Raw genomic sequence first — 26,980 nt, 5'->3', positions numbered from 1 at the left:
CTCATACTGCTCATTCAACTTTGTAAGTAAAAACTTGCCTGCCTAATTCGCCGGCGGCGTTTATGCCTTCTACAACTACACGGTAAGTGCCGGGGCCGTCGGCATTAAAGAAATTGAGCGTGGCTTTGCCGTTAACATCGGTGTTTATGTATGGGTCCCAAAATATGGTGGTACGTAAATCAGGCAGATCAGAGGTATTCGGCCGGTCATAACGCGGCGAGTAAAACTGGCGCACTGCGTTAAACCCCTTGGGTTGTATGTTAGCTATGTAAGGGTTGTATTGTTTGCGGGCAGAATATGGTTTTGTAATGATAAGTAAAACACCCCCGCTATTTCCGGTTCCACTGCCCAGTGCGTTAAGCGCCGCTAGATTATGTGTTACCAATAATATTTTTGCGATATCTTCCGGTTGAATTGAACCCGTCAACACATCGTTAAGCTCGTCAGCTCCCAGGGGCCTGCCGTTTAGAACCGCGCCCACGCCGAGTGGTTCGACCTTCTCAGTCGCTACGGTAATATCTCGTCGTGAGCTCATCAGCTGTTTATAACCTGTAGTCGGGTTCATTTGTATGCTGATACTACCCATACGGCCATTCAAAAACATTTCTAATGTTGGATAATTCTCAGGGTCGGGGATAGTGAGTATTTTATCTGCCGATTGCTCATCCATCAGTTTAAGCATTCCCTGGGTGGCAGTTTCCTCGGGCTTGTATTTGGTAGCTTTAATGTCCACCTGTTTTAATACATGCGAGCCGGATAGTTGCACCGGGGTACCCTCGTCTTGGGCCTTTTTCAGGATTGTTTTAATAATGTTTACCTCCGCAAGGTTTTGTTTTGGGGAGACCTTAACCTTCGGAACGCTATCTATCTCGATAATAGCGCGCTCGTTACCTTGTACGTTCCTGGCTTGCACGGCAAACCTGGCTCCGTCGGCAAATACTAAGTTGTCAAATTTAAATGTACCATTGGCAGAGGTGGTGGTAACTTTATTTATCCGTGCATTGGTTGATACTAATAACACGCTGCCATCTCTTACAGGTAAATGGGTTAAGCTTTTTACAAATCCGGATATAGTGATGCCAAAGCCTTCCGAATTGAAATATGGCCTGGTATTCACCTTATTGGTTAATGATCGCCATTCAAACCTGCGATAGCCCTGCGTAAGCATCAGGTTATCTAACGCCTTGTTTACGTCGCCAGTATCTGTTGTAAAGTAATAATTGGGCTTTTCGATATAACCCTTAATGTCCGCGCTTAAAAGGATGTATGAAAAAATGGTACTTTCGGCACTTCCATCTACGGGCACCTTACTTTCGTCTATCACCGCTGCCGAAAAATTGGCGGCTATTGGCGTACCACCGTTGTCTTCTGCATTTAGCACCAACTGCACCTGTTCCCTGCTTTTATAAACGGTCTTTTCGGTTTTTATGGCTAATCGCATATGGTCGTCATTCTTAATAAATGCAATACGCTCATTAAGCGGCTGGTTGTTGGCACCGAAAATAGTAAACTGCGCTATACCACTGGGGAATAATTTCTTATCCAGCCAAACCGAAGTGACAGCGCCATTTATTGTTATCTGCGCTGTGAAAATTATTTCGCCGCTGCTATGAACAAGGAGATTGACCGTTGAGTGTTGTAAAGTATCCGAAGCATGTATGCGTACCATAACACTGTCTTTACCGGGCTGGTAAACGCTAAGCACATAGCCTGCATTTAACGCGGCGGGCAGCATTATTTTTTTAGTAGTACTATCGGCAAATTTAATTAGGGCGGTATAGGTTTTACCGGGCAGGGGCTTCAATAAAAAATTGCCCATGCCGGCATGTAAGGTATTAATTAGGGCCACCGCGTTGTTGTCATTATCAGTTATTGTTCCGCTTATGGTTACCCCCAGGCCGTCGGGGCCTGTGGCTTTAAAGCCAAGCCTTGATGTTATACCACTTACGAGGTTTCCACTCTCGGGGAAAAACTGTACATCTGTTTGTTGTAAAGACGTTTGCAGGCTGTTTTTGTCTTGGAGAATAGCTGGGTTTCCTATAGTAATTGTCTTGTCAAAGAAATAATCGTCGCCGGCATTTCGCATCCATTGGGTATAGGCCCGTACGCGATAGCTGCCTGCTTTAATATCGTCGCCCAATATTAAGTTGCCCGCAACGGTGCCCGATTTTACAGGTAACTTTAATGTTTTTACCGGCTGATTTTGTTCGTTTATCAGGTCGACATAAACGGCGCCGCTAATGGGCAATAACTGGTGCCTGCTGCCGGTGGTGAGATATCCTTTAAACCAGATCGTATCGCCTAAGGCATAATAAGGTTTATCCATATGCAGATATATTTTTTCCTGCGGGAGGCTATCCGTCCAATTTCGTAATACTGTTAGCAGTTTGTCGGTTGGTATCTCCCCGCGGGGGATATCAGCAACGGGTGGTTTATACTCCACCGGTAGCTGGTCGCCCACACGGGCTCTTGCCCAATAACCCTGGATAAAGAAATCGCGGTAGTCTGTATAGCTGCCCTTTTTATCTATTATAGCTTCCTGCAATGCCAGCTTTAACATTGATCCCTTCTTGTCGGTTGGGATTATAACAGTATTGTTAGAACTATTTTCTTGAAAGCGCATCGCTTTTTTGGGGTCATAAGCAATATAAAATTGTTTGAACTTAAATGATATTAAATTAGTATCTACAGCTGTGATCAGCGAGTCATACATTACCTGGCGGTTATTTATGATCACTCTGTTCGGGTCTTCTATAATAGCACCATCGTATTTAAACGATGGGTAGCCATAAAACTGCCTGGTTATAAAGCCATTTGCTAAGGTGTTATTAGCATGCACCGATCGCAAAAAATGCATGAACGAGCCCTTGTAAGTTTCTAAGCGGTTTTTTGCCCATTCCTCCTTTTGCTTTTCTGTTCCATCTAACTCTTCAAAACTGCATTCGTTATTGTACAACACTATATTATTTACCGAATTAAACCGGAAGTCTTTAAGCTGATAATTAATACGATAACCCAGGCGCTTATTTTCTATAATTAAAAACTCATCTGCGTCAGCCATCAACAGCCCTTTTTTGGTGCTGAAGTTGATAGCTTTTGGATTGATGATGATACATTGCTTAGCGTTGGCCGACCGGCCTAAAAAGTTTTCTTTAAATAGCTTGAGGTTTCTTTCCCATGCACTTTTTGCGCCTATTTTTACCTCGGTAAGTACAATAGATTTTGTGGTTAATTGCATGGAGACAATAAGGGGCGCGTCTTTTACTATAATGTTGCGCGTCAGGGCATCATAACCCATCATCTGTACCGAAAGCTTGAAAGTACCAGACGGTACACGCGAGAACCTGAACCGCCCATCATCGGTGGTAGACATAATTCTTTCACTCCCGCTAATAAAAATCGTAGCCCCTTTAAGCGGTTCGCCTTTTTCGTTAGTAACCGTTCCCGAAACATCATACTGCGCCTGGGCAAATGCCCCGGTATAAGCAAACGACAGGATAATAACGAATAGAAATTTAAAAAGGGCTTTCATTAGAAGGCAATAGGTTATATCAAATATAAGTTTAGCTAAAGGTTGTTACAATGACTTATAAGTAAGGAAATGAGGCGATTTTTCTATCAGCTTTTTACTAGGGTATATCATTCAACTTTGTAAGTATATACTTTCCTTCCAATCTCGCCGGCTGCGTTTATGCCTTCTATCACTACCCTGTAATTTGCGGGGCCATCTGCATTAAAGAATTCGAAACTGGCTTTACCTGTGGTGTCAACTCCTACGTACGGGTTCCAATAAATGGTGGTGCGAAAGTCCGGGATGGATTTTGCCGTTTCCGGGTTCTCGTAACGTGGCGAATAAAACTTGCGTACCTTGTTAAAGCCTTTGGGTATAACATTAGCTATGCTTGGATTGTACCCTTTACGCCAATCGCCTGTTTTAGTAAACAATAGCACAAAGCCCACAAAACGATCACCCATGTTACGTAAAGAGTTAACCAGGGCGGTATTTGTTCTTACTACCTCTATTTTAGCGATATCTCCTGCTAAAATACTACCTTCTAATATTTCATCGGCTTCGCTACGGCCTTTTATCTTTCTTCCGTTAACAATAAGGCCTATTTCCTTCCCTAAATATTTATCTATTGGTTCTTCAGATGTAGCATTAGTAAATGGTGAAACCGGAGCAATATTGGGCGGTACATTAGCCGGCCTCATATCTACCAATAGTTTACGTCCAGCTTCATCAACCTGAATGCTTGTGCCCTGAAGGCTGGACTGTAAAAACATGGTCAGGTTATTATAATGTTCGGGGTCAGGGATAGTAATTATCTTATCTACAGATTGTTCAGGTATTGTAAATATAGCTTGCGGCAATATCTCTATTTTTGGGGCCGCTATTTTACTTGCCTTAATATCCACCTGTTTCAATACGTGCAGTCCGCTTAACTCTACAGGTTTGCCTTCGTCTGTAGCTTTTTGCAGGAGAGTTTTTATAATATCCGCATCTGCCGTATTTTTATTATTCCTGAGCGTTACCTGTGAGCTCATTTGGGCAACGGTATCTAATATAATAATAACTTTATCGCTGTTATCAGCAGTCTGGGCCTGTAGGGTAAATTTAAGGCTGTCGCCAATAAACATCTTGTCGAATTTAAACCTGCCGTTTGCGTCCGTAATGGTGTCTTTCATTAACGCGGCCCTTACCGCAAATAGCTTCACTTTAGCGTTTGGTAAAGGCTTATGGGTTAACGTTGTAACCAGGCCTGAAATAGATGACCCCAGGCCCTCAGCTTCAAATGTAGGTTTGGTGTTAACTGTCGTATTTAAGGTTTTCCATTCAAACCTGCGGAAGCCCTGGGTAAGCATCAGGTTATCTAATGCCCTGTTTACTTCATCTGTGTCGGCTGTAAAGTAATAATTGGGTTTTTCTATGTATCCTTTAAGATCGGACGTGAGCAGGATATTGGAGAAGATAGTGCTCTCGGCGCTTTCATCTACCGGCATCTTATCTTCATGAATCACGGCTACCGACAGCGTGCTTTCGGCCAGCCTGTTTTCACTATCGGCTACTTTTAAGTTAAATTGGACATGCGCTTTACTTTTTGATATGGTATTTGCAGAGTCGATGCTTAGTTTCAGCTGGTCATTGCTTTTAATAAAGGCAATGCGTTCATTAAGTGGTTGGCTGTTACTATCAAAAATAGTGAACTGCGCTATACCACTCGGGAACCCTCGTTTATCTAACCATAGCGAAGTAACGCCATCAGTTATTTTTATTGGCGATGCAAAAATAATTTCGCCGCTGCTGTGAATGATAAGATTAACAGTTGACTGTTGCATAGCTGATGAAGCATGGATGCGTACCAGTACACTATCCTTATTAGGCTGGAAAACACTTAACACATACCCTTCATTTAACGCGGTTGGCAAAGCAATGCTTTTAGTAGTTCCATCAGTAAAGGTAATGTTGGCTTTGTAGGTTTTGCCGGTCAGGGGCTGTAACAAATAATTACCCATTCCGGCGTGCAGGGTAGCAATTTGGGCAATCTCGTTATTGTCATTGTCGGTGATCTTGCCTGTTATGTTTGCGCCCAGGCCATCACTCCCTACCGCCTTAAAGGCTACTTTTGACGCAATACCATTAACCAAACTCCCGCTTTCGGGAAAAAACTGAACGTCGGTTTGTTGTAAAGTAGTTTTAGGGTCTGCTTTTAGTTTAACATCATTGGGGTTACCTACTGTAAATGTATGGTCAAAAAAGTAGTCGGGACCTGCATTTCGCATCCATTGCGTATAGGCCCTGATATGATAGCTGCCCTTTTTTATCTCATCGCCCAAAATAAAATTACCGGCTATGGTGCCCGAGTTTACCGGCAGCTTTAAAGTTTTTAAGGGGTGATTTTGCCCGTCTATCAAATCCACATAAGCTGCACCGCTAATTGCAGATAGCTGATGCCTGCTGGCAGTGGTAAGGTAGCCCTTAAACCATATCGTATCATTAATTGCGTAATAAGGTTTGTCAAAATGCAGGTACATTTTTTCCTGTGGGATGCTGTCCGCCCACTGCTGTAGTGTAGCCATCAACTTATCAGTGGTAGTATCCCTTTTAGATGCCGGGATGAATGGGGGTTGATATTCAACCGGCAATTGGTCGGCCACCCTTTTTACTGCCCATGTGCCCCTGACAAAGAAATTGTTGTAATCTGTAGAGCTGCCTTTTTGATCTATAATAGCTTCAGCCGACCCTAACTTTAACATCGACGAATTATTAGCTTTAATGATCTGCTTTTTCTCGTCAGATTTACTGCCGGTATAACCGGCGGCTTTTTGAGGGTCATAAACAATATAAAGCTGATTAAATTTGAACGACATAAAGCCGGTGCCAATGGGCGTGAGCAATGAGTCGAACATTACCGGTCGGTCTTTTATAATTACCTTATAAGGATCTTCTATATCGGGATTTATCCTTTCTGTGCCGTAGCCATACAACGGCCTCACGATAAAGCCACTCTCCAAAGTGTTTTTTTGAAATACTGATCGCAGGAAATGCATCAACGATCCCTGGTAGGTTTCAAGCCGGTGTTTTGCCCACTCTTTTTTTTGATCGTCTGTGCCATTTAACTCTTCAAAGCTGTATTCGCCATGATACAAAGTTGAGCCTTCGGTAGCACTATGTACAAAATCCTTAAGCTGGTAATGGATCCGGTAACCCAGCCGCTTGTTTTCTATGATCAAAAAATCATCAGCCTCTGCCAGCAAAAGCCTTCGCCGGGTAGTAAAATTTAAAACTTTTGGGTTGATGATAACACATTGCGCGGCATTGGCTGATGTGCCTAAAAAATTTTCACTAAACACCCTAAAGTTGTTATCGAAGTTGCTTCTGCCAATTACCACCTCGCTAAGCCGGATCTCTTTGGTCTTTAATTGCATTTCGACACTAACCGGGCCGCTTTGTACCATAATGTTACGCGTTAGCGGTTCATAGCCAACCATCTGCACAGATACCTGGAATGTACCTTGCGCTATATTTGTAAACTTGAAATGGCCGTTATCATCGGTAGGCATTACCCGCTCGCTCCCGCCTATAAAAACGGTTGCACTTTTAAGTGGTTCGCCTTTTTCATTAATAACAGTTCCGGATACGTCGTAGCGTGCCTGGGCAAATATGCGCGTAGAAGCCACTAAGAGGACACTAAAAAATAGTAATTTAACGATAGTCCTCATTGGCCGGGCGATAGGTTCTATCAAATATAAAATTTAATTGTGCATTATTACAATGACTTATAAGGAAGGAAATTATACAGATAGGTATTGGTACGAATAGGGAGACCTATAACTTCACCAAATCATTCTGTATAGCATACAGTACCAGTCCGGTTCGCGATTTGAGGTTAAGCCTTTGGAAAAGTGCTTCGCGGTAATTATCAACCGTGCGGGGGCTGAGGAACATTTGGTCGGCTATTTCTTTGTAGGTTAATTCGCTGCAACATAGCTTGATGAAGGTCTCCTCATTTTTTGAGAAGGCAGGCGCAGCTTCGGGTGTGGTGAGCGTGCGTACCATTTTGCCCGATACCAGGTCATTAATATACATGCCTTTATCAACAATGGTTCGTATGGCCTCGTGCACCTCGGCCGGGCTTGACTCTTTGAGCAGGTAACCACAGGCCCCGCATTTTATCATCTTGATAACCGCCTTATCGTCTTCGAACATGCTTAACGCCAATACTTTTACGGTGGGGTAGTTATCCTTTAACCAGCAGGTGGCGCCGTAGCCATCTAACACTGGCATGTTAATATCCATTAGCACAACATGCGGCAGCGGGTATTCTGTTATAAGCCGCTGCATATGCTGGCCATTGTCGGCTTCAAAAAGTACCTGCAGGTCGTCAAACTCACGCATTAGCGCGGCTACACCATTGCGAAACAGGGTATGGTCATCAATAATTGCAATTCGTATTTTAGGGGTTTCCATATTTAGGGGTATGGGATAATAACAGTTGTGCTGGTGCCTTTGCCTTCTCTGGTTTTAATGATTACATCGCCCCCAACTATCCTGGCGCGCTTGTGCATGTTTTGCAGGCCCATGCCACCCCCTTCAGGGTGCGTAGCTTGCAGGGTATCTATATTAAAGCCGATACCATTATCTTCTATTTGCAGCTGCATGTTACAGTCGAGATAGGCTAATTTAATATTAATTTGGGTGGCATACGAGTGTTTGATGATATTGTTCATTGCCTCCTGCAAGATACGGAAAATGATGAGATCCTTATCCAGGCTATTATTGGCAGGCAGTTCGCCGTCGTTAACATAATTTACCTGGAACTTACCCGATTTTTCAACCCAGTTTATCTCATGGCAAATAGCTTCTGAAAGCCCTACGCCCAATAGCTGGTCGCCCTGCAGGAGTTTACCCAACAGGCGCATTTCTTTAATGGAGCGCCCGGTAAGATCAATAGCGGCGTCAATCTTCTGGCGGGCTTTCTCAGGGTCGTCCAACTGAATGGAGTTTAGGGTGAGCGAGCTGAGGCTTAACAGCTGGCCAATGTTATCGTGCAGATCGGCACCTATGTTTTGCATGGTTTGCTCCTGCACCTCCAGCTGGGTTTTTATAATTTCGGCATCAAAGGTTTGCTTCATCTGCTCTTTTTCTTCAATATGCCGGATCTTGCGCCTGTTGTAAAGTACCACGTATACTATGATAAACATAGGAGCCAATAAGAATATCAGCGTAGCTATTAAAATTAATTCTTTGATGTTGTTTGCCATTTTCTGCAAATAAATGAATAGCTCCAGCAAGCGTATAAAAAGGCGCTAAGCGCCGAAAAAATAAAGTAGGTAATATTATGCCCCGCTACCCTTACATTCTGTAAAAAGGTAAAAAATAGGTTTACGGCCGTACTGCCAAAGTAAAAAAACAATGATCCGGCTACCCACCAAAATGCAGCTGATCGTTTCAGATCGATATAATGCTCATCCTTTATTAAAAGGTAGTAATAATAAAAGCTATAAATAACAAACACTACCGACATTACGGTAGCCGTAATATCGTTAAAAACAAAGAAACCATGGCTAACAATATCATACGTGTATAGTGCAAGTAAAAAGCCAAGGCCGCCTATAATTAGTGGTTTACTGTTGATGTATTTGCTTAGCACATTGTTAAACATAAAGCTGGTAAACCCGGCCTCAAACAGTAAGAACACATTATAAAGCCATTGGTTGGAGTGATGCCCGGTTCTTAGCAGTTTACCCGTAATTTCGGTTAGGTAGGTAATCAGCATAAATAAAACCATGCTGCGCCATGCCCAGTTGGCATCCTTTATTAAACTAACAAGTGCAATGATAAAGCAGGCAGCCTCGATTAAAATAATTACAGACATACAGTAGTTTTTTAAACCACCTCTCTAAAATTATCAGAGAGGTGGCAGTTGATGTTTTACTGGCAATCAGGGTCGGACGGATCAGGGCATATTAATGTTGCGCCGTCGCAGTTATTAGGGCACATTTCGCCGCGGTTGTCAGGGTTTATCATTAGCATAAATGTAGCCTTTGAATGGTCAGGGGCACCAAAGTAATCCAGGTGCATATTTACCGGGATCTTGCCGCCGCGTTGCAAAATACTGGTGTCCTTAGTCGATACGATGATAATAGTATTGCGGTAGGGGTGATCATACGGTTTGCGGTCAAGCTGCATTTTTGGGTAACGTCCAAAGTAAATACGGATACCATCGGTTTTACCGTCTTTTGCGCGAGCTGCGTCAAGTGCTGCAACAAGTGCATCAAGTTTGGTTAACGGAATAAATATACTGCGGGTTTTTGCGCCTTTACCGCCGGGTTTGCCATTGGCATCATCTAATCCTTTTGTGCCAAAGGTATCTACCAGTAGTTTGGCCTCGTCGTAACTAATACTGTTGTCCGAGTGGAAATCGGTAATGGCCATTTTGCCAGCGGCTGCAGGCCCGGTTGCGGTAGTTTTACTGTTTGCATAAAAGTAGCCGGCAGCAAAACCTACTATTAAAATAATAAGGGGGAATACTAATTTTTTCATAACTGTGAACGTTTAAATTTTAGGGTTTGAGTGGTAATTAATTATGCTGCTAAAATCAGTATTAAACATCACAATATCAAAGTAATTACGCCTTATTAAAAAGGGTAAAAACACCCTGTCAAAAAGGGTGTCTTTACTGTAAGCCGTTTCAGGCATCATTCGCACATTTGTATCGTTAGTTAGTTAATAGTTGGTTTTATGCCAGGTTGGCAATCGGCAGCAGGTAGGGGCGCTGTCGAGAGCCTCCCTTGGTTAACAAAGAAAAACACAGGAAGCGATGAATATCATAAACAAACCCAGCCCAAATTTTTTGCCGGGCCGCCAGGGCTACAAGCCCCAGGCCATTATTATACATATAATGCAAGGCACTTTGTATGGTACCGATAGTTGGTTCCAGAGTACGATATCAAAAACATCGGCACATTATGGCATTGGCAAAATGGGCCAGGTACATCAATACGTAAATGAAAAGGATACCGCGTTGCACGTTAACCGGGTTAACGCGCCCACCTGGAGTCTGATAAAAAGTTGGGATAACGGCCTGTACCTCAATCCTAATTATTATACCATCGGCATTGAGCACGAGGGCGACTATAGCAATGAATGGACAGACGAAATGTATGAAATAAGCGGTAAGCTGATAAGCGAAATAAGCCTGCGTTGGAACATACCTATCAATCGCCAGCATATTATAGGCCATCATGAAATTTATTCGTTAAAAAAATGCCTGGCTACAGCGGTTGATATCCATAAGTTAATTTCCATTGCCAATGACTATGCACTTTCTGCTAATCAGCGTATTGCTGTTTAAAAAACAATCTTAAAAAACAATCACCTCATGATATCCATCCCCCAAAACCCACCCGCAATTAGCTTTATAACCGGCCTTAATAACAGGATCAGGATTGCGGGTGGGGAGCTAATGGCCAAAGTAGAATTTGTATTTCAAAACCAACGAAAGGATGACCCTGCGGACGATGTGCTTGCTTTAAATGCGTTGGCAACAGCCGCCACCCAAACCAAACAGCAATTAAAACAGCTGATAGGCAACAATGATAATGAGAACGAAAAGCGGGAACAATTTTTGAAAGAATATGTGCACGGGCTTGAGGCCATGATGTTTATGACGCACCATAAAGTGCGCCAGCCGGTAGCCAATATTTTGGGTATGGCTAATTTAATAGAGAAGCACGCCAACTCGCCGGACGAATTAAAAAAGATAGCCGACTATATGAAACAATCGGCGCTTGATCTGGATATGTTTACCCGCGAGCTTACCAAGTTTGTGAGCGACCTGGAACAAAAAGGGAAAGACAATAGTAAGTAAAACGCGGCTATTGCTTTAGCCCCACTACGATATAACCCACCTATAACCTTCCCATGCCAGTGCGTGCTCAATCCGGGGCCGCACTGTGCGATAATTTGTGTTTAAAGGGTACCATGTTTTTAGCGATTTGGAGCAATAAAAAAAGCATAGGTAAGTAAAATGCCATTTTATTGCGGCCGTTAAACCTTAGCATTAAACCATAGTCAAAGCCATACCCTGCATCTATCGCCAACCGGCGAATTGTAGTAACGACACTACAACCTATACCTCGTCACAGCCAGTGCGTGCCCTTTCCCGGGCTGCACTGTGCGGTGATATTTCGTATCAAGTATTTCGTATCAGGTATCAAGACGATTTTACTAATTACTACTTGATACTAACTCCTGCTTTGGTAATCCAACCCAAACGCATATATTTACCTTACGAACCTAAGTGCATTCAAATGCCTTTAATATGATATTTATGAAGAAGAGTTTTTTATATCTGGCCGTTTTAGCAGCCATAGGTACCCATGCCAATGCGCAAACCGCTACTGCAATTACCAAAGCCAATATAACAGGTACTAACGTTAACTATGCCAGTAACAAGGCCCCATTACTGCCGCAGCAATTTATCAAACTGCCGGTTACGGCGTTTAAGCCGGCTGGTTGGTTAAAGACGCAACTGTTGTTGCAAAAGGATGGCCTGACCGGTAACCTGGGCGAGATCAGCATCTGGCTGAGTAAAACTGATAATGCCTGGCTAAATAAAAGCGGCAAAGGCAAATATGGTTGGGAAGAGTTGCCTTACTGGCTAAAAGGTTATGGCGATATCGCTTATATGCTGGGCGATGAGAAAATGATAGCTCATGCCAAATTCTGGATAAACGCGGTGCTGGATAACCAGCGCCCCGATGGTGATATGGGTCCCATCATTACCAAGCGCAACGGCAACCGCGACCTTTGGGCCAACATGCCTATGATATGGTGCCTGCGCAGCTATTATGAATACAGTAAAGACCCGCGTGTTATACCCGCGCTTACTAAATATTTTAAATGGCTGCAAAACTATCCCGATAACCAGTTTTTAAAGGACTACTGGGAGAACAGCCGCGGCGGCGATTACCTGGTAAGCATATACTGGTTGTACAACATCACCGGCGACAAGTTTTTGCTGGATGTTGCCAGTAAGGTTGATAAAAATACCGCCAACTGGCGCCAGGCTACTAACCTGCCCAACTGGCACAATGTTAACATTGCCGAGTGTTTTCGCGAACCGGCTACCTATTACCTGCAAAGTCATAACGAGGCCGACCTTGCCGCTACATATAACGACTTTAAGCTGATCCGTAATATATACGGGCAGGTGCCGGGCGGGATGTTTGGTAGTGATGAGAATGCGCGCAAAGGTTATGATGATCCGCGCCAGGCAGTTGAGACCTGTGGCATGGTAGAACAAATGACCAGCGACCAATACCTTTTACAATATACCGGCGACACCTTTTGGGCCGAGAACTGCGAGGATGTAGCTTTTAACACCTTCCCCGCCGCTTTCACCAGCGACTATAGGGCATTGCGCTACCTAACTGCACCGAACATGGTACTTAACGATAGCAAAAACCACGCGCCGGGCATTGCCAACAGCGGCCCGTTTTTAATGATGAACCCTTTTAGCAGCCGTTGCTGCCAGCATAACCACAGCGCAGGCTGGGTATATTACGCCGAGAATGCGTGGATGGCTACACCAGATAATGGCCTTGCCGCACAGCTTTACCAGGCAGGTACTATTACCGCCAAAGTAGGCAACGGCCAGCAGGTTAAAGTTACCAGTGCTACGCAATACCCGTTTAATGATGCCGTGGCGTTTACAGTGAATACCGCTAAGCCTGTTTCGTTCCCTGTTTATTTGCGGGTACCGGCCTGGTGCCAGGGAGCAAGCGTTACCGTTAATGGTAAGCGTGTCCCTGTACAAGCTATGGCAGGTGGCTACATCAAGCTAACCAACAAATGGAAAAATGGCGATAAGATCAACCTTAAACTGCCTATGCAGATAGCAGTGCGCCAATGGGCGAAAAATAAAAACAGCGTGAGTGTAAATTACGGTCCGCTTACTTATTCGTTAAAAATTGGCGAGGAGTACAAAAAAGGCAACAGCAAAACCACCGCAATGGGCGACTCGGGCTGGCAGGAAACCGCCGACCCGGAGAAATGGCCGTCGTTCGAGATCTACCCGGCTACTGCCTGGAACTATGGCTTGTTGTTGGATGCCGAACATCCCGAAAAATCGTTTACCGTAGTTAAAAAACCATGGCCTGCAGATGGCAACCCGTTTACCAATGCTAACGCGCCGATAGAGCTGCACGCTACCGGCAAACAAATAACCGACTGGACGATTGACAAATACGGCCTCTGCGGCGTACTGCCCCAAAGCCCGGTTAAAACCGAAACTGCTAAAGCTAATCTTACTTTAGTGCCAATGGGTGGGGCGAGGTTGAGGATCTCGGCGTTCCCGGTGGTGGAGTAGGAAGTTATACGTTATACGTAATACGTTTTACGTTAGGCTTGGCGCGTTGTGTCAGGCCTTTTTTGGCGTTGCCTGCGGCCGGGCTGTACATTCATATGGCTGCAGCCGTTAGGCTCGGGCCGGTACATGGGCTCGCGCTTGGCCGGTATCCATAGAAATCCCTAACGCAGGGTGGGCCTGTACTTTTCCATTAGGGCTGCGTCGGCTTGCTCGTCGTCGAGGCGGCGGGAGTTACGGATAATGAAGATGCCGAATATGTTGAATACAACTGCACAAGCGACGGCCGTAGTGCCGCCCATTACCCGCTTTGCGCCCTGATAGTAGCAGTACCTGTAGTACAACATCATGATTAGAAAACCTAATGGCATTATCCGTGCAAACTTAATCTATTCCCATCCGGGTCAATAACTGTAGCAAACAGTCCCCACGGTGTTTTTTCGGCAGGGCCAGCGGTATAGCCTTTTGCGGTTAGGTCGGCAATATCTTTGTCGATGTCGTCAGTTTTAATAACAAAGCCGTGTACGCTGCCTGGTTTCAGGGTCTCGAACCAGGTAACCAGGGTAATGCTGATTCCTTTATTACCGGGAAACGCCATTTGGATCCATTGCTTGTCGCCCTCAAAAGGCGCTTCAACCACTACCTCGAAACCTAAGGCTAAATAAAATTCTTTGGCTCGCTGCTGGTCGGTAACCGGTATGGAAATGATCTCTATTGATTTCATGATCGTAGAATTTGTTTATAAAACTAAGTTAAACAAAAGCGTTAAATATCTTACTCCCGGCATAACCTTTCCAGCAAAACCTTGTGCGCAGGATATCGCGCTACCAATTCCTGCTGCTTCGCCATTTCAAACTCGGCAAAGTCAAAGCCGGGGGCTACAGCACAACTTACCAAGGCAAATCCGCTGCCCGATGGTATCTCAGAGGCGAACCAGGTATTAGGCGGAATAACAGCTTGCAGCTGGCCGGTATCGCTATCGCTTAACTCAATTACACTATGTGCGCCATCGTTAGCTATAACATGAATATGCAGCGGCGCGCCTTTATGGAAATACCATAGCTCATCTGATGCCAGCCGGTGGAATCCTGAAAAATCCTTTCCCTCCAGTAAATAATAGATAGACGTGCAGGCCTGCTTAATTGTAGTTTCACCCTGGCGCGTAACCCCATTTTCCGACCTGAAAACTTCTTTATAATAACCACCCTCGGGGTGCGGTTGCAGGTTTAAATGATCTATCCAGTATTTGGTGGCTGTGGGCATGGTGTGGTGATTTGGGTGGAAAGATATAAAAATGCAATCAATTGCTCAATATGTCATTGTGGGCGTTGTTTTCTCTTATATTTACAGGTTTCCTATTTGGTAGTGAGACCCCAGGTTAACCGGTAACCATTAATTAGTGCGAGAAAGATGAGTGAAAAACCAACAAGGCCCGGTGCGGCGGCAATGAATTTGCGGAACCTTTTTATCGTGTTCCTGCTGTTTACGTTTGTGCTTACAGCCGGATCGGTGATATTAAAATACTCGATAGGGCGTAAGCTCGATAAACTGAGCTTAGGGCTTAAAGAGCCATCGCCCGAGCCCGAGATCAGCGCCATACTGCTTGACCTTAACAGCGCCGAAAACGATTTCCAGCAGGCTAACCTAACCGGCCATGCCGACAGGCTTAAAACCTATAAGCAAAAGTTAAATGCCATATTTGGGCGGATAGACCAGCTGCTGCAAAAATACCAGGCAGACAGCGCGCGGTATTTCCCGGGCAGCAAAGCACAGATAGCGCAGTCGTTTGCTAAAAAACTGGCTATATCGCAACGGGTTTTCGATTTAAAGACCCATTTTGATTCCTTACTAAAAGCTACCAGCGTAGCTAATATTAACGCTACCACTTACAAAGCACAGTATAAAGCAGCCAGACCCGATACAACCGTGCGCATACGGCAGGAGCCCACCAGCAACGGCCTGCTGCGGCGACTTAGAGACGCTATCGTAAATAAAAACCAGATCAAAGTTTTAATCATCCGCGACAGACAGCGCCGTGACTCGGTAAGGCGCTCTCATAACCCGTCAAACTTACTGCGCGAGCTAAAGAATCAAAACGCTTATATGCTGCTGTCAAACGAGCAGCTGATAGCGGCTAACCTTAACCTGCTTAGCCAGCTGCATCAGCTTTTGCAGCAGCTTAAAGATATTGACCAGGCCGCGTGGGAAAGAGCCCGGAACGAAGTGCTGCAGCAATACCAGTCGACCACCGGGGATATGAATAATTTTATCGGGGTGGCCATTGTGCTTATCCTGGTGTTTATTATTTTGTTGATCTATTTTATCCGCAAGGCGGGCGAGGCCGAGCAAAACTACCTGTTAGAAAATGAGCGAGCGGTGGCCCTTGCCGGCCAAAAATCAGAGATCCTGGCAACCATGAGCCACGAGATCCGCAACCCGCTTACGGCTATTACCGGGGCAATTTATATGCTGAACAGGACACCCCTTTTACCCGACCAGGTAAGAAAGGTAGCGGCGATAAACCTGTCATCGACCATGCTGATGGAAACGGTGAATAACATACTGGATGTAAGCGCGCTCGAGCATCAGCAGGGCGGCGTGCTTTTGCTGGCGTCGTTTGCGCCGTTCAAGGTATTGCAGGAAGCCGCCGAAAGCATGCATTTTATGGCCGAAAAGAAGGGTATCCAACTCATATCAGCGTCTGAAGGAGATAACCCCGCGATAGTTACCGGCGATATTTTTAAGCTGAAACAGGTAATGGTTAACCTGCTTAGCAATGCCATTAAGTACACCGACCACGGCAGCGTTACTATAACAGCCACATTGAAGCATACTGATAAGCAGATTGCGCTACTGGAGGTTGGCATTAAAGATACAGGCGTGGGCATCCCTAAAGAGCAGCAGGCCGGCTTGTTTACCCGTTATTACCAGGGCGGCGGCGGGCACTTAAAGCCGGGTACCGGCCTGGGTTTATACCTGTGCCGCCAACTCATTAGCCTGCAGGGTGGCACTATTAGTGTTGACAGCGATACCGGCAAAGGCTGCGATATCAGGTTTACGATACCTTACCAGGATTAATAAGGCCAGCACCTGTTAAAAACGTTCCGTTTATGGCCGTCAGGGTGCGCGAAGCTAAAACCATAATAGCCTTTACCACACCGCTTGTTTCACGCGTGTATGAAACAAATGAAACAGGTGAAACAAGATTTCGACTTAATAAATTGATAGTTAACTACTTACGAAAAACGAGTGAAACAAAATGAAACAAGATTTTGGATTAACTATTTGATAATAAGATGATTGTAAAAATAAAAAATGTTTAAACATTGAAACGGAATAGTGTTGCTTTTTTCTTCCATATAACACCCGTTTGTTCCTATATATCACAGCTATCACACGAAATCACATTTAATCACACGTGTACTGCTTTATCACACGGTTTATCATTTGTTATAGGGCACTTACAATTGTTAGTAAAGGCACTAACCTTTTAGCCTTACAAAGTACCAGTAGCATTTGGAACACAGGCTGCTCGAGATACTCGCTTGTGGAGAGGAGGGTATATAAATACCTATTTTAAAATTAGCTTTTTTATTGTTAAATGCGTTTAATAATATTACTTCAGCTAAACTTTATTAAAAATGAATTAACGGCCTAGTCGGGCGTATTTTTCAACATTCCAAAAGTTCTTAACATATATTACTATATTCACATCTTTTTTATGGCTATTTATCACGGAATTGACTTGTTTTCTGGTGCTGGCGGCATGTCTGTCGGCGCTATAAAAGCAGGTATTGACGTTAAATTGGCCGTAGAAATCGACAAATTCGCAGGATTAACATTTAAAGCCAATCATCCTAAAACAAGTTTGTTTAACGATGATGTAAGGAAATTTCAGCCTGTTAGAGATAAAACCAACGCAGTGAAGGTCCTTTTCGGCGGCCCCCCATGTCAGGGATTTTCTACTTCAAATCAAAAGACAAGAAACAAAGTTAATCCGACGAATTGGCTTTTTAAAGAATACCTCAGGGTGGTTAAATCTGTTATACCAGATTGGGTAATTGTTGAAAATGTTAAAGGTTTAGTAGAAACAGAACAAGGTTACTTCTTTAATTTAATAATTGAACAGCTGAATGCTTTAGGGTATACTATTACTTACGATGTACTGAATGCAGCTGATTTTGGTATCCCACAATTAAGAAATAGAGTATTTATTGTAGGGTCATTGCACGGCATACATTACGAATTTCCAAAGGCGACTCATGTCAAATATATAACGGTCGAAGATGCAATTTCTGATTTGCCGGTGCTCACTAATGGTGCAGGTTTTCACGAACTGGAGTACAATAGTTCCCCAAAAGGCTATTATCAAAAATTATTAAGAAAAGGCTCAAAGAAAGCGGTTAATAATCTTGTCACAAGAAATAATGAAACGGTTTTGACAAGGTATAAACATATACCCCCTGGTGGGAACTGGGAAAATATTCCGGCTTCTCTAATGGAAAATTACAAAGATTACACAAGATGTCATACAGGTATTTATCATCGATTAAGACAAGACACGCCATCGGCTGTATTAGGGAATTATCGTAAAAACATGTTAATTCATCCGACACAAAATAGAGGACTGAGTGTAAGAGAAGCAGCAAGAATCCAATCTTTTCCCGATACGTTTCACTTTCACGGAAGTATCGGATTTCAACAACAACAAGTGGGCAATTCGGTGCCGCCATTATTAGCCGAAGCGATATTTAAAAAAATCACAAGTTACTCGTTATAATTATGGCTTGGCAAAAGCAAAAAATTGAAACTAAACTTCATGAAAGACTAAAGGCGGATTTCGAAGAAAATCCAACAAACGGAGATAAATTTTTTGGATATTATACTTCAGCAAGAGATATTCTTTTGTCAGAAAATATTTTTAACGATATAAAGTCAATTCAAAAGGACCTTTCTGATCATGGCGAAGATCACATAATGAACGTGCTGGATAATGCATATAAGTTATTGGATAAGGAAATTGATAATCTAGAAGGTATTCAAATATACTTTATTTGCATGCTAATTTTATTTCACGATGTTGGTAATCTAACAGTTGACAGAACGAAGCATCACGAAGCTGCTGTAATCAGAGAAATCTATGATTATATACGAAATAAAAAGACGGAATTTGAAGAGGAGCGCTCATTAGTACCGACGGTTGCCAGTAAGCACTCAGGTACTGCTAGTGACGGATCTAAAGATACTTTGAATGAATTATCTTTATTGACCCCACATTTATTCGGCTGTGAAATTTATTCTAAAAAAAGTGCTGCGTTATTAAGGCTAGCTGATGAGTTAGCAGAAGGGCCACACCGGACCTCTATTTTTATGAATAAATATTATAATTATCCTTATTCTGAAAATTCAATAATCTACCATAAGTACGCTAAAATTACGAGAGTCAATATTGATAAAAAAAATGAACGAATTTGCCTGACTTATTGGTTTTCAATTGATGCGAAAAATGGTATTATTTCGGAAAAAACTCATAAAGAATTTGTTGAACTTTTTCATTTTACTATAGGAAGAATGTTAAAAGTGGAGGCAGAGAGAAAGTATTGTAAATATTATTGCGACTGGTTAGAGGCATTCAAGAAAACTGATGTCACATTTAATTTTATGGTAGAAAATGAAATAGATGGTGAGGGGACAAAATCGATTGAAATTAATCTCGGAATTAACAAAATAATTCTTAACGACTTAGTCTTACCAGGCGAAGATAGTTCTGTTAAATTTTATTCAGATAATAGCAAATATGATCCCGAAAGTGTTTTTACTTCTATAAAAGAATCTTTAAATGAAAATTAATAGGGCAGCCAATCCATTCGAATATGAAGCTGCTGTCAATTTCGCTGCAGATGAATTAATCGAATATTTTGTAGAAGATCATAATTACTCAAGATTTATTCAATCAGGGCGTAATATTTTTTTGGTTGGGGAAAGAGGGTGTGGTAAATCAATGACTCTGCTGTATAATTCATATCAAAAACAAATCTTAAAATATAAAAAGGAAAATCAACAGTTTGATTATTCAAAAGTAGGGGTATATATACCTTGTACAAATGCTTTATTCTTTAAAAAAGAATATGAGTTATTAAATAATGCATTTAAGGTTTCTGTAATATCAGAACATTTTTTTGTTCTAGCAATTGCATTTGAATTGGTGACTGTACTTGCGGATATAGAATGTACTATCACAAGTGAGAAAGAAAAAGAATTAAGACTTGATCTTAGTTATATTTTAAATATCGACCTGCCGATAGATTATTCTTTGTTTAATGGGTTGTCTAAATATTTTCAAAAGTTAAATAGTGAAACTCAATATCAAATTAATACAAGTGAAGATAATTTTAGTGATAAATGTGTTTCATTTTACTCGCTGATTATACCTCTTTTACGTATCATAAAAAGTATAGAAAAATTTAGTAACTCTCATTTTTTGTTTTTAATAGATGATGCACATGATTTAAATGCCATGCAGGCAAAATGCTTGAATTCATGGATTGCATACAGAGATCATTCTGATTTTAGCTTTAAAGTAGCTGTAGCGAAAGTTAGAAGCCATACGTATGTAACTGCTTCTGGTAGCTCCATTTTAGAGGGACATGATTTTCTAAAAATAGATATGGAAAAGCCTTACCAAAATAAATTTTCTGATTTTGGACAGTTAGCAAAAGACATAGTTTCCAGAAGACTAGAAAAATTTGGGATAATAAATAGTGAACCAGAAAAGTTTTTCCCAATTAATCCGAAAGTAGCAGAAGAATTTAAGATTTGTGAAGAAAGGGTTAGAAAAAGGGCTGAGTCAATATTTTCAAAGGAGGACAAAAATCAAAAGAAAATCGCTGACCATGTTTATAAATATGCGAGAGCAGAATATTTCAAAAGTCGCCCCGCTCATGCCAATTTACCTCAATACTCCGGTTGGGAAACAATTGTAAATTTATCTACAGGTGTTGTTAGAAATCTACTTTATCCATGCTATTGGATGTATGATAAAGAATTTTCTTCATTAGAGAATAAAAAGACTAAAAATAAAAAACAAAACACAGTTACGCTTATTAAGCCATCATATCAAGATGAGGTTATTAAAGAAAAAAGTCAAGAATTGTGGAACAAAATAGAAAATGATCTCTTTAACAATATAGATGGATGTTCAACAACCCAAGGTAATCAAATCAAGAATCTTTTCGACGGTTTGGTAATATTATTTAAGGAGCGTTTACTTTCAGATGTATCTGAACCCAGGGCTATTACTTTTACCATATCTGCACGTAATGATTTGAATGAAACTAAATTGGCTGAACTAGATGAATTATTAAGGATATCTAAAGAAGCGCAAATTTTATATGATAGGGTTTCTTCTGCAAAAGAAATTGGAGAACGCGAAATATATTATGTTCCTAATAGACTTTTATTACCTATCAGGGGTTTAGATGTCGTGGGACAGCATGCAAGAGTTTCTATAAAAGCTATAGAACTTTATAATGCTGCAGTAAATAATAAAAAGATCAATTCAAACGAGGAAAAACAACACACACTATTTAACAATGAAAACTGATGTTTTAATAGCAGTATTAAGTTGGGAAGACCGGTTTTTAATTGGCTTGAAAAATAACATGGACGTTTATAACCCATCTAAGGTTATACTATTTTACTACAATAATATAAAAACGGAATTGTGGAAAGCTGACCATTTATTTAAAGCCAAAGAATTACTAAAAGAAAACCTAACTTTAATAAATTTAGAACTAAAACCAGAACTTAATTGGGTTGTTTACCGAAGTGTTTTTGAAACCCATTGCATAGGAAAAAACATACTTGTAGATATTTCTACAATGCCTCGTGAAAGTATTTGGGTCACGTTGTTTAATTGTAAGAAATACAAATGCCCTACGCATTTCATATATTATAAACCTCAAAATTACCCTTCGTGGATTAGTCGCGATCCTGATAGGCCAAGATTACTTTATAAAATGTCTGGAATCGCAAAGCTCGGAACCCCGACCTTATTAGTCATCACTGCCGGTTATGACATTCAAAGGTTGGATAATTTAATATTTAATTTTGAGCCTAAACAAACGATACTTTTCTTTCAACATACAAGTGATGCTAGGAATAAAGCAAATTTTGATGAGTGCAAATTACTTTGTAAAGAAAAATACAATATAACAATGCTATATGAATACGATGCATATGACGTTGAATTAGCCTCCAACAGTATAATAAATAAACTTCAATCAATCGAGCCTGGAACAAATTCAAGTTACTTAGAAAATTACAATGTTATATTAAATTCATTGGGGTCAAAGACTTCTGCCATAACGCTATTTGAACTCTGGCTTAAATACCCCGAAATGGCTTTAAGTTATATACCTTCAAAAGAATATAATCGTGACTACTCAAAGGGCGTTTCAAAAGTTGTTTTTGATAAAGTTGATTTGGATATATAAATATTGTATTTTTTCAACCACCAGTTGACGACATACAGGGAATGTGCGTCAGCCGCGTTAAGGATTGCAGCGGATACCGGCCCTCTTCGCGCCTAAGGCTTGCAGCCGTATGAGCGGAAAGCCTGGCCGCAGGCAACGCCATAATAGTTATGAGTGGTGAGTTATGAGTCTCATTTACTATTCGGTTGTTAACCCGCTACCACTCACTACTCACCACCCATCACTCACCTCCCCAATTTAGAACCTATCCAAATAACATTGTGACAAACCAGCTACTTCGGTTTAACGTTATATTTTGTAAATTCGCGGCACCTGTTTATTTTATGCGGTTTAATGCTTAAAATACATGGGTACACCAGTTTTTCTGCTTACACTAAATACTACTCAAGATGGCTTTTGATTTAGACATGATCAAAAAGGTTTACGATCGTTACAGCATCCGTATTGCGGCTGCGCGTACCGCCACAGGTAAACACCTAACATTAACCGAAAAAATATTATATGCTCACTTAAGCGAGGGTGATGCCAAAACAGCCTATGGCCGTGGGGTTGATTACGTTGACTTCGCGCCCGACCGTGTGGCTATGCAGGATGCTACCGCGCAAATGGCGCTGTTGCAGTTTATGCAGGCCGGCCGTCCGCAGGTTGCTGTGCCGTCTACGGTACATTGCGATCACCTGATCCAGGCTAAAGTTGGCGCTGTTGAGGATCTGCATACTGCTATTGACGTAAACCGCGAGGTTTATGATTTCCTGGCGTCGGTTAGTGACAAGTACGGTATTGGTTTCTGGAAAGCCGGAGCGGGCATTATTCACCAGGTTGTTTTGGAGAACTACGCTTTCCCGGGTGGTATGATGATAGGTACTGATAGCCACACGCCTAACGCAGGTGGTTTGGGTATGGTTGCTATCGGTGTTGGCGGTGCCGATGCCTGCGACGTAATGGCCGGACTGCCATGGGAGCTAAAATTCCCTAAGCTGATAGGTGTGAAGTTAACCGGTAAGCTTTCGGGCTGGACATCGGCTAAAGACGTTATTTTAAAAGTTGCCGGCATACTTACCGTTAAAGGTGGTACCGGTGCTATAGTTGAATATTTTGGCGAAGGCGCGCAATCGCTTTCTGCTACAGGTAAGGGTACCATTTGTAACATGGGTGCCGAGATTGGCGCTACCACATCGGTATTTGGTTATGACGATAAGATAGCCACTTACCTGCGCGGTACCAAACGTGCCGAGATTGCCGACGCTGCCGACGCTGTTGCCGAACATTTAACCGGCGACCCTGAGGTTTACGCTAACCCTGAGCAATATTTTGACCAGGTGATTGAAATTAACCTGAGCGAACTGGAGCCGCATATTAACGGTCCGTTTACACCTGATCTGGCATGGCCGATATCTAAATTCGCTACCGCGGTTAGAGAGAATGGCTGGCCTGAAGTTTTAGAAGTTGGTTTGATAGGTTCATGTACCAACTCATCATACGAAGATATTACCCGTTCGGCGTCTATCGCCAAACAGGCTATTGATAAAGGGTTAAAAGTTAAAGCCGAATTTACCATTACCCCCGGCTCTGAGCTGGTGCGTTACACTGTTGAGCGCGATGGTTATTTAGATACCTTCGGTAAAATGGGCGGCGTGGTGTTGGCTAATGCCTGCGGTCCGTGTATCGGCCAGTGGGCCCGTCATACCGACGACCCTACGCGCCGTAACTCTATCATTACTTCGTTTAACCGTAACTTTGCTAAGCGCCAGGACGGTAACCCAAATACACACGCTTTCGTAGCGTCGCCCGAAGTGGTGACCGCGTTGGTTATTGCCGGCGACCTTACATTTAACCCGTTAACAGATTACCTGACCAACGAAAAAGGCGAGCAGGTAAAATTGGACGAGCCACTGGGTATTGAAATGCCGGTTAGAGGTTACGCGGTTGAAGATGCCGGTTACCAGGCCCCTGCCGAGGATGGCAGCCAGGTTGTGGTTAAGGTTGATCCGGCTTCGTCGCGCCTGCAATTGCTTGATCCGTTTAAGCCGTGGGAGGGTACAGATATTACCGGTTTGAAACTGTTAATTAAAGCCAAAGGTAAATGTACTACCGACCACATATCAATGGCCGGCCCGTGGTTGAAGTTTCGTGGTCACCTGGATAATATCAGCAATAACATGCTGATTGGTGCCATTAACTACTTTAACAACTTAGCCGATACTGTTAAAAACGAATTAACCGGCGAATACGGCCCGGTACCTGCCACCCAGCGCGATTATAAAGCGCATGGCATAGGCAGTATAGTAGTAGGCGACGAGAACTATGGGGAAGGTTCATCGCGCGAGCACGCGGCTATGGAGCCACGCCACTTAGGCGTACGCGCCATATTGGTGAAATCGTTCGCCCGTATCCACGAGACCAACTTAAAGAAACAAGGTATGCTGGGCATAACCTTTGCCGATAGTAACGATTACGAAAAGATCCAGGAGGATGATAAAATTGACATCACCGGTTTAACCACCTTTGCCCCGGGCAAACAGTTAACCGTTGTGTTGCATCACCAGGATGGTACTACCGAACAATTCCCGGTTAACCACACTTACAATGCACAGCAGATAGAGTGGTTTAAAGCAGGTGGTGCGCTTAATATTATCAGAAGGCAAATGGTTTAGTTTGAGGCGAAAGCTGAAAGCTAAAAGGTTTTATATTAACGGCGACTTGATTTTATCGGGTCGCCGTTTTTGTATCCGGCTGTTTTTGGGTGTCTCGCCCCTTTGCGGACGGACAGTTGCTTATCACACATCACGCAAACTCATTACTTATTTGGGCGTTGCCTGCGGCCCGGGTCATCCGCTCATACTACGCAAGGCCTTAGGCTCGGGGCCGGTATCCGCTACTGCCCCTAACGCGGGCATTGCGCAATCTTTCGTACTTTACCGACTTACCGACTTCCGGACTCTCTTCAACGTCAACAAATTCTGCGCGTTCAAACTATACCCGCTAATATTATTCTGATACAAATTAACCCGCTTATCATAATACAGCACCACCACCGGCGCATTGCTCATAACGATATTATCCATTTTATGATAAAGGGCATAACGTTCTTCGTCGCTTTTTACGTGGTAGGCCTGCTCAAAAAGTTTATCAAATTCGGCATTGCTAAAGCCGGTATAGTTTGGCCCAAATGGGATCTTATTTTTTGAGTAGAACAGCGACAGGTAATTCTCGCCATCCGGGTAATCAGCAATCCATGATCCGTAAAAAAAGTTAATGCCGTTCTTAGCTACCATTTCGCGCAGGCTGGCACCCTGGGTTACTTCTATTTTGGTTTTTATGCCGGCACGTTCCAGTTCGCTTTGTACATATTCTATCAGGTTATGGTAGGCAACGGTGGTGGTAAGGGTAATAACGGGCATGTTCCTGCCATCGGGGTAACCGGCCTGGGCCAGTAGCTGCCGGCTTTTGGCGGGGTTGTAGCTGTAGCCTTTAACATCACTCTCGCTAAAACCCGGCATCCCCGCCGGAACGAAGCCCTCATTACCCGGCGTGCCCAAACTATTGCGCAGGTATTTTATCAGCTTTTGCTTATCAATGGCATAGTTAATGGCCTGCCTTATCTTTACCATCCGCAACGGTGAGTTTTTTACGATAGCCAGGCTGGTATCAACCAGCATGCCCAGGTACATGGTATTTAAATAGGGCCCGGTTTGCAGTACAAACTTCCCTTTATATTTTTGAGTGATATGGCCGGATTTGGTCAGGATATCATCGCGGTAGCTGCCATCTATGTCATTAAAAAAGTCGAGGTTCTTTTTGATGAACTCCATAAACGAGGTTTGCTTATCGTCTATAAAAGTGGCGCGCATGGCATCAAGGTAGGGCAGGGGATGGCCGGTACTATCCTTCTCCCAATACTTCTCGTTTTTAAGCAGCACCATTACTTCGCCCTCTTTCCAGTACTTAAACTTAAACGGACCGGTACCCACCGGGTGGCTGCGGAAATCCTTCCCATAAAAATCAACCACCTCATGCGGCACTACCGAGCAGTATTGCGCCGTAAGCATACTTATAAAAGGCGCAAACGGCTGCTTTAAAGTTATACGAAGCGTACTGTCATTAACAGCCTCAAAAGCCTGCTTGCCCACCACCTTATCGCTAAAGATCCATGAGCCGGACGAGGCTACTTTCGGGTCTATCAGCCGGCTAAAGCTATATATAAAATCATTGGCTACAACTTTGCGGCCCAAACCGTTTTTAAAACGAGCATGGTCCTGGAAACTGACATCATTACGCAAATGGAAAGTATAGATCTTGCCATCAGCCGAGATCTCCCAGCTTTTGGCAATACAGGGCGAAGTTTTTAAGCTATCGTTTATCTGCACCAGTCCATTATAGATCTGGTTATCCATCCAGATGGTATTGTGGTTACGGCAAAAGGCAGGGTCGAGCGAGGTAAGGCCCTCATCTAAATTAATATTGAAAACGGTTTGGTGCCGGTTGCTATCGTCTTGTTTGCAGGCCGTGAAAGCCATGCATAGCAGTAACAAAAAACCCAGGCCACCAATCAATTTATTCATTAATGCTAAAGTAGTTAATTAATGAATTATTGATTGAGGGAATTATTGATTT

19 protein-coding genes are annotated in these 26,980 nt (G+C 42.9%); 10 read left to right on the top strand and 9 right to left on the bottom strand.

The features are described from left to right. Positions 1-10: 10 nt before the first annotated feature. The 6 genes from ABIB50_RS16720 to ABIB50_RS16695 form a co-directional block, all read right to left on the bottom strand. Positions 11-3,532 carry a carboxypeptidase regulatory-like domain-containing protein gene (locus ABIB50_RS16720; RefSeq protein WP_429381431.1) on the bottom strand — a complete coding sequence of 1,174 codons (3,522 nt, stop codon included), beginning with the start codon at positions 3,530-3,532 and terminating at the stop codon, positions 11-13. A 107-nt stretch (positions 3,533-3,639) separates the two neighbouring features. Continuing rightward, a complete protein-coding gene (locus ABIB50_RS16715; RefSeq protein WP_429381430.1) occupies positions 3,640-7,179 on the bottom strand; it encodes a carboxypeptidase regulatory-like domain-containing protein in 3,540 nt (1,179 codons plus the stop codon). 148 nt (positions 7,180-7,327) lie between these two features. Next, complete coding sequence (locus tag ABIB50_RS16710) at positions 7,328-7,969, bottom strand: response regulator (RefSeq protein ID WP_429381428.1); 642 nt, start codon at positions 7,967-7,969, stop codon at positions 7,328-7,330. A 2-nt stretch (positions 7,970-7,971) separates the two neighbouring features. After that, on the bottom strand, positions 7,972-8,763 hold the full coding sequence (locus tag ABIB50_RS16705; RefSeq protein ID WP_429381426.1) for a sensor histidine kinase: 792 nt from the start codon (positions 8,761-8,763) through the stop codon (positions 7,972-7,974). Further along, positions 8,739-9,377, bottom strand: a complete 639-nt coding sequence (locus ABIB50_RS16700; RefSeq protein ID WP_429381425.1) for a hypothetical protein — start codon at positions 9,375-9,377, stop codon at positions 8,739-8,741. Before ABIB50_RS16700 ends, ABIB50_RS16705 begins: the two co-directional genes overlap by 25 nt. Before the next feature lie 56 nt (positions 9,378-9,433). Then, positions 9,434-10,045: a hypothetical protein gene (locus ABIB50_RS16695; RefSeq protein WP_429381423.1), complete on the bottom strand. Its 612-nt coding sequence runs from the start codon at positions 10,043-10,045 to the stop codon at positions 9,434-9,436. Positions 10,046-10,322: 277 nt separating this feature from the next. Here ABIB50_RS16695 and ABIB50_RS16690 point away from each other — a divergent pair, with 277 nt between their 5' ends. The 4 genes from ABIB50_RS16690 to ABIB50_RS16675 all read left to right on the top strand — a co-directional run bounded on the left by ABIB50_RS16690 (position 10,323) and on the right by ABIB50_RS16675 (position 14,227). Next, positions 10,323-10,856, top strand: coding sequence for an N-acetylmuramoyl-L-alanine amidase (locus ABIB50_RS16690; RefSeq protein WP_429381422.1), 534 nt, complete (start codon positions 10,323-10,325; stop codon positions 10,854-10,856). Between the two features lie 27 nt (positions 10,857-10,883). Continuing rightward, positions 10,884-11,372: a hypothetical protein gene (locus ABIB50_RS16685; RefSeq protein ID WP_429381420.1), complete on the top strand. Its 489-nt coding sequence runs from the start codon at positions 10,884-10,886 to the stop codon at positions 11,370-11,372. Positions 11,373-11,834: 462 nt separating this feature from the next. After that, on the top strand, positions 11,835-13,874 hold the full coding sequence (locus ABIB50_RS16680) for a beta-L-arabinofuranosidase domain-containing protein (RefSeq protein ID WP_429381418.1): 2,040 nt from the start codon (positions 11,835-11,837) through the stop codon (positions 13,872-13,874). A gap of 206 nt (positions 13,875-14,080) precedes the next feature. Further along, positions 14,081-14,227 (top strand): hypothetical protein, encoded by a 147-nt coding sequence (locus ABIB50_RS16675; RefSeq protein ID WP_429381417.1) that lies wholly within the window; start codon positions 14,081-14,083, stop codon positions 14,225-14,227. 14 nt (positions 14,228-14,241) lie between these two features. On the opposite strand, the gene ABIB50_RS16670 is transcribed toward ABIB50_RS16675, so the two are convergent. Then, entirely contained in the window at positions 14,242-14,595 is a 354-nt protein-coding gene (locus ABIB50_RS16670) for a glyoxalase superfamily protein (protein WP_429381415.1), read from the bottom strand. A 50-nt stretch (positions 14,596-14,645) separates the two neighbouring features. Beyond that, positions 14,646-15,134 carry a cupin domain-containing protein gene (locus ABIB50_RS16665; RefSeq protein ID WP_429381414.1) on the bottom strand — a complete coding sequence of 163 codons (489 nt, stop codon included), beginning with the start codon at positions 15,132-15,134 and terminating at the stop codon, positions 14,646-14,648. Between the two features lie 147 nt (positions 15,135-15,281). On the opposite strand from ABIB50_RS16665, the gene ABIB50_RS16660 reads away from it, so the two are divergent. The 6 genes from ABIB50_RS16660 to ABIB50_RS16635 all read left to right on the top strand — a co-directional run bounded on the left by ABIB50_RS16660 (position 15,282) and on the right by ABIB50_RS16635 (position 25,020). Further along, entirely contained in the window at positions 15,282-16,949 is a 1,668-nt protein-coding gene (locus tag ABIB50_RS16660) for a sensor histidine kinase (protein ID WP_429381412.1), read from the top strand. 643 nt (positions 16,950-17,592) lie between these two features. Then, on the top strand, positions 17,593-18,651 hold the full coding sequence (locus tag ABIB50_RS16655) for a DNA cytosine methyltransferase (RefSeq protein WP_429381410.1): 1,059 nt from the start codon (positions 17,593-17,595) through the stop codon (positions 18,649-18,651). Between the two features lie 2 nt (positions 18,652-18,653). After that, a complete protein-coding gene (locus ABIB50_RS16650) occupies positions 18,654-19,721 on the top strand; it encodes an HD domain-containing protein (RefSeq protein ID WP_429381408.1) in 1,068 nt (355 codons plus the stop codon). Further along, the gene (locus ABIB50_RS16645) at positions 19,711-21,474 is read left to right on the top strand and encodes a hypothetical protein (RefSeq protein ID WP_429381406.1); all 1,764 of its coding nucleotides are present in this window, start codon (positions 19,711-19,713) and stop codon (positions 21,472-21,474) included. The genes ABIB50_RS16650 and ABIB50_RS16645 overlap by 11 nt, the downstream gene beginning before the upstream one ends. Beyond that, positions 21,464-22,366, top strand: coding sequence for a hypothetical protein (locus ABIB50_RS16640; RefSeq protein ID WP_429381404.1), 903 nt, complete (start codon positions 21,464-21,466; stop codon positions 22,364-22,366). The genes ABIB50_RS16645 and ABIB50_RS16640 overlap by 11 nt, the downstream gene beginning before the upstream one ends. 389 nt (positions 22,367-22,755) lie before the next feature. Further along, positions 22,756-25,020 (top strand): aconitate hydratase, encoded by a 2,265-nt coding sequence (locus ABIB50_RS16635; protein ID WP_429381403.1) that lies wholly within the window; start codon positions 22,756-22,758, stop codon positions 25,018-25,020. Positions 25,021-25,281: 261 nt separating this feature from the next. On the opposite strand, the gene ABIB50_RS16630 is transcribed toward ABIB50_RS16635, so the two are convergent. Continuing rightward, entirely contained in the window at positions 25,282-26,928 is a 1,647-nt protein-coding gene (locus ABIB50_RS16630; RefSeq protein WP_429381402.1) for an ABC transporter substrate-binding protein, read from the bottom strand. Positions 26,929-26,980: the final 52 nt, after the last annotated feature.

This window comes from Mucilaginibacter sp. UYCu711 (assembly GCF_050433825.1).
Classification (GTDB): Bacteria; Bacteroidota; Bacteroidia; order Sphingobacteriales; family Sphingobacteriaceae; genus Mucilaginibacter.
This window is presented reverse-complemented; position numbering and strand designations above follow the sequence as displayed.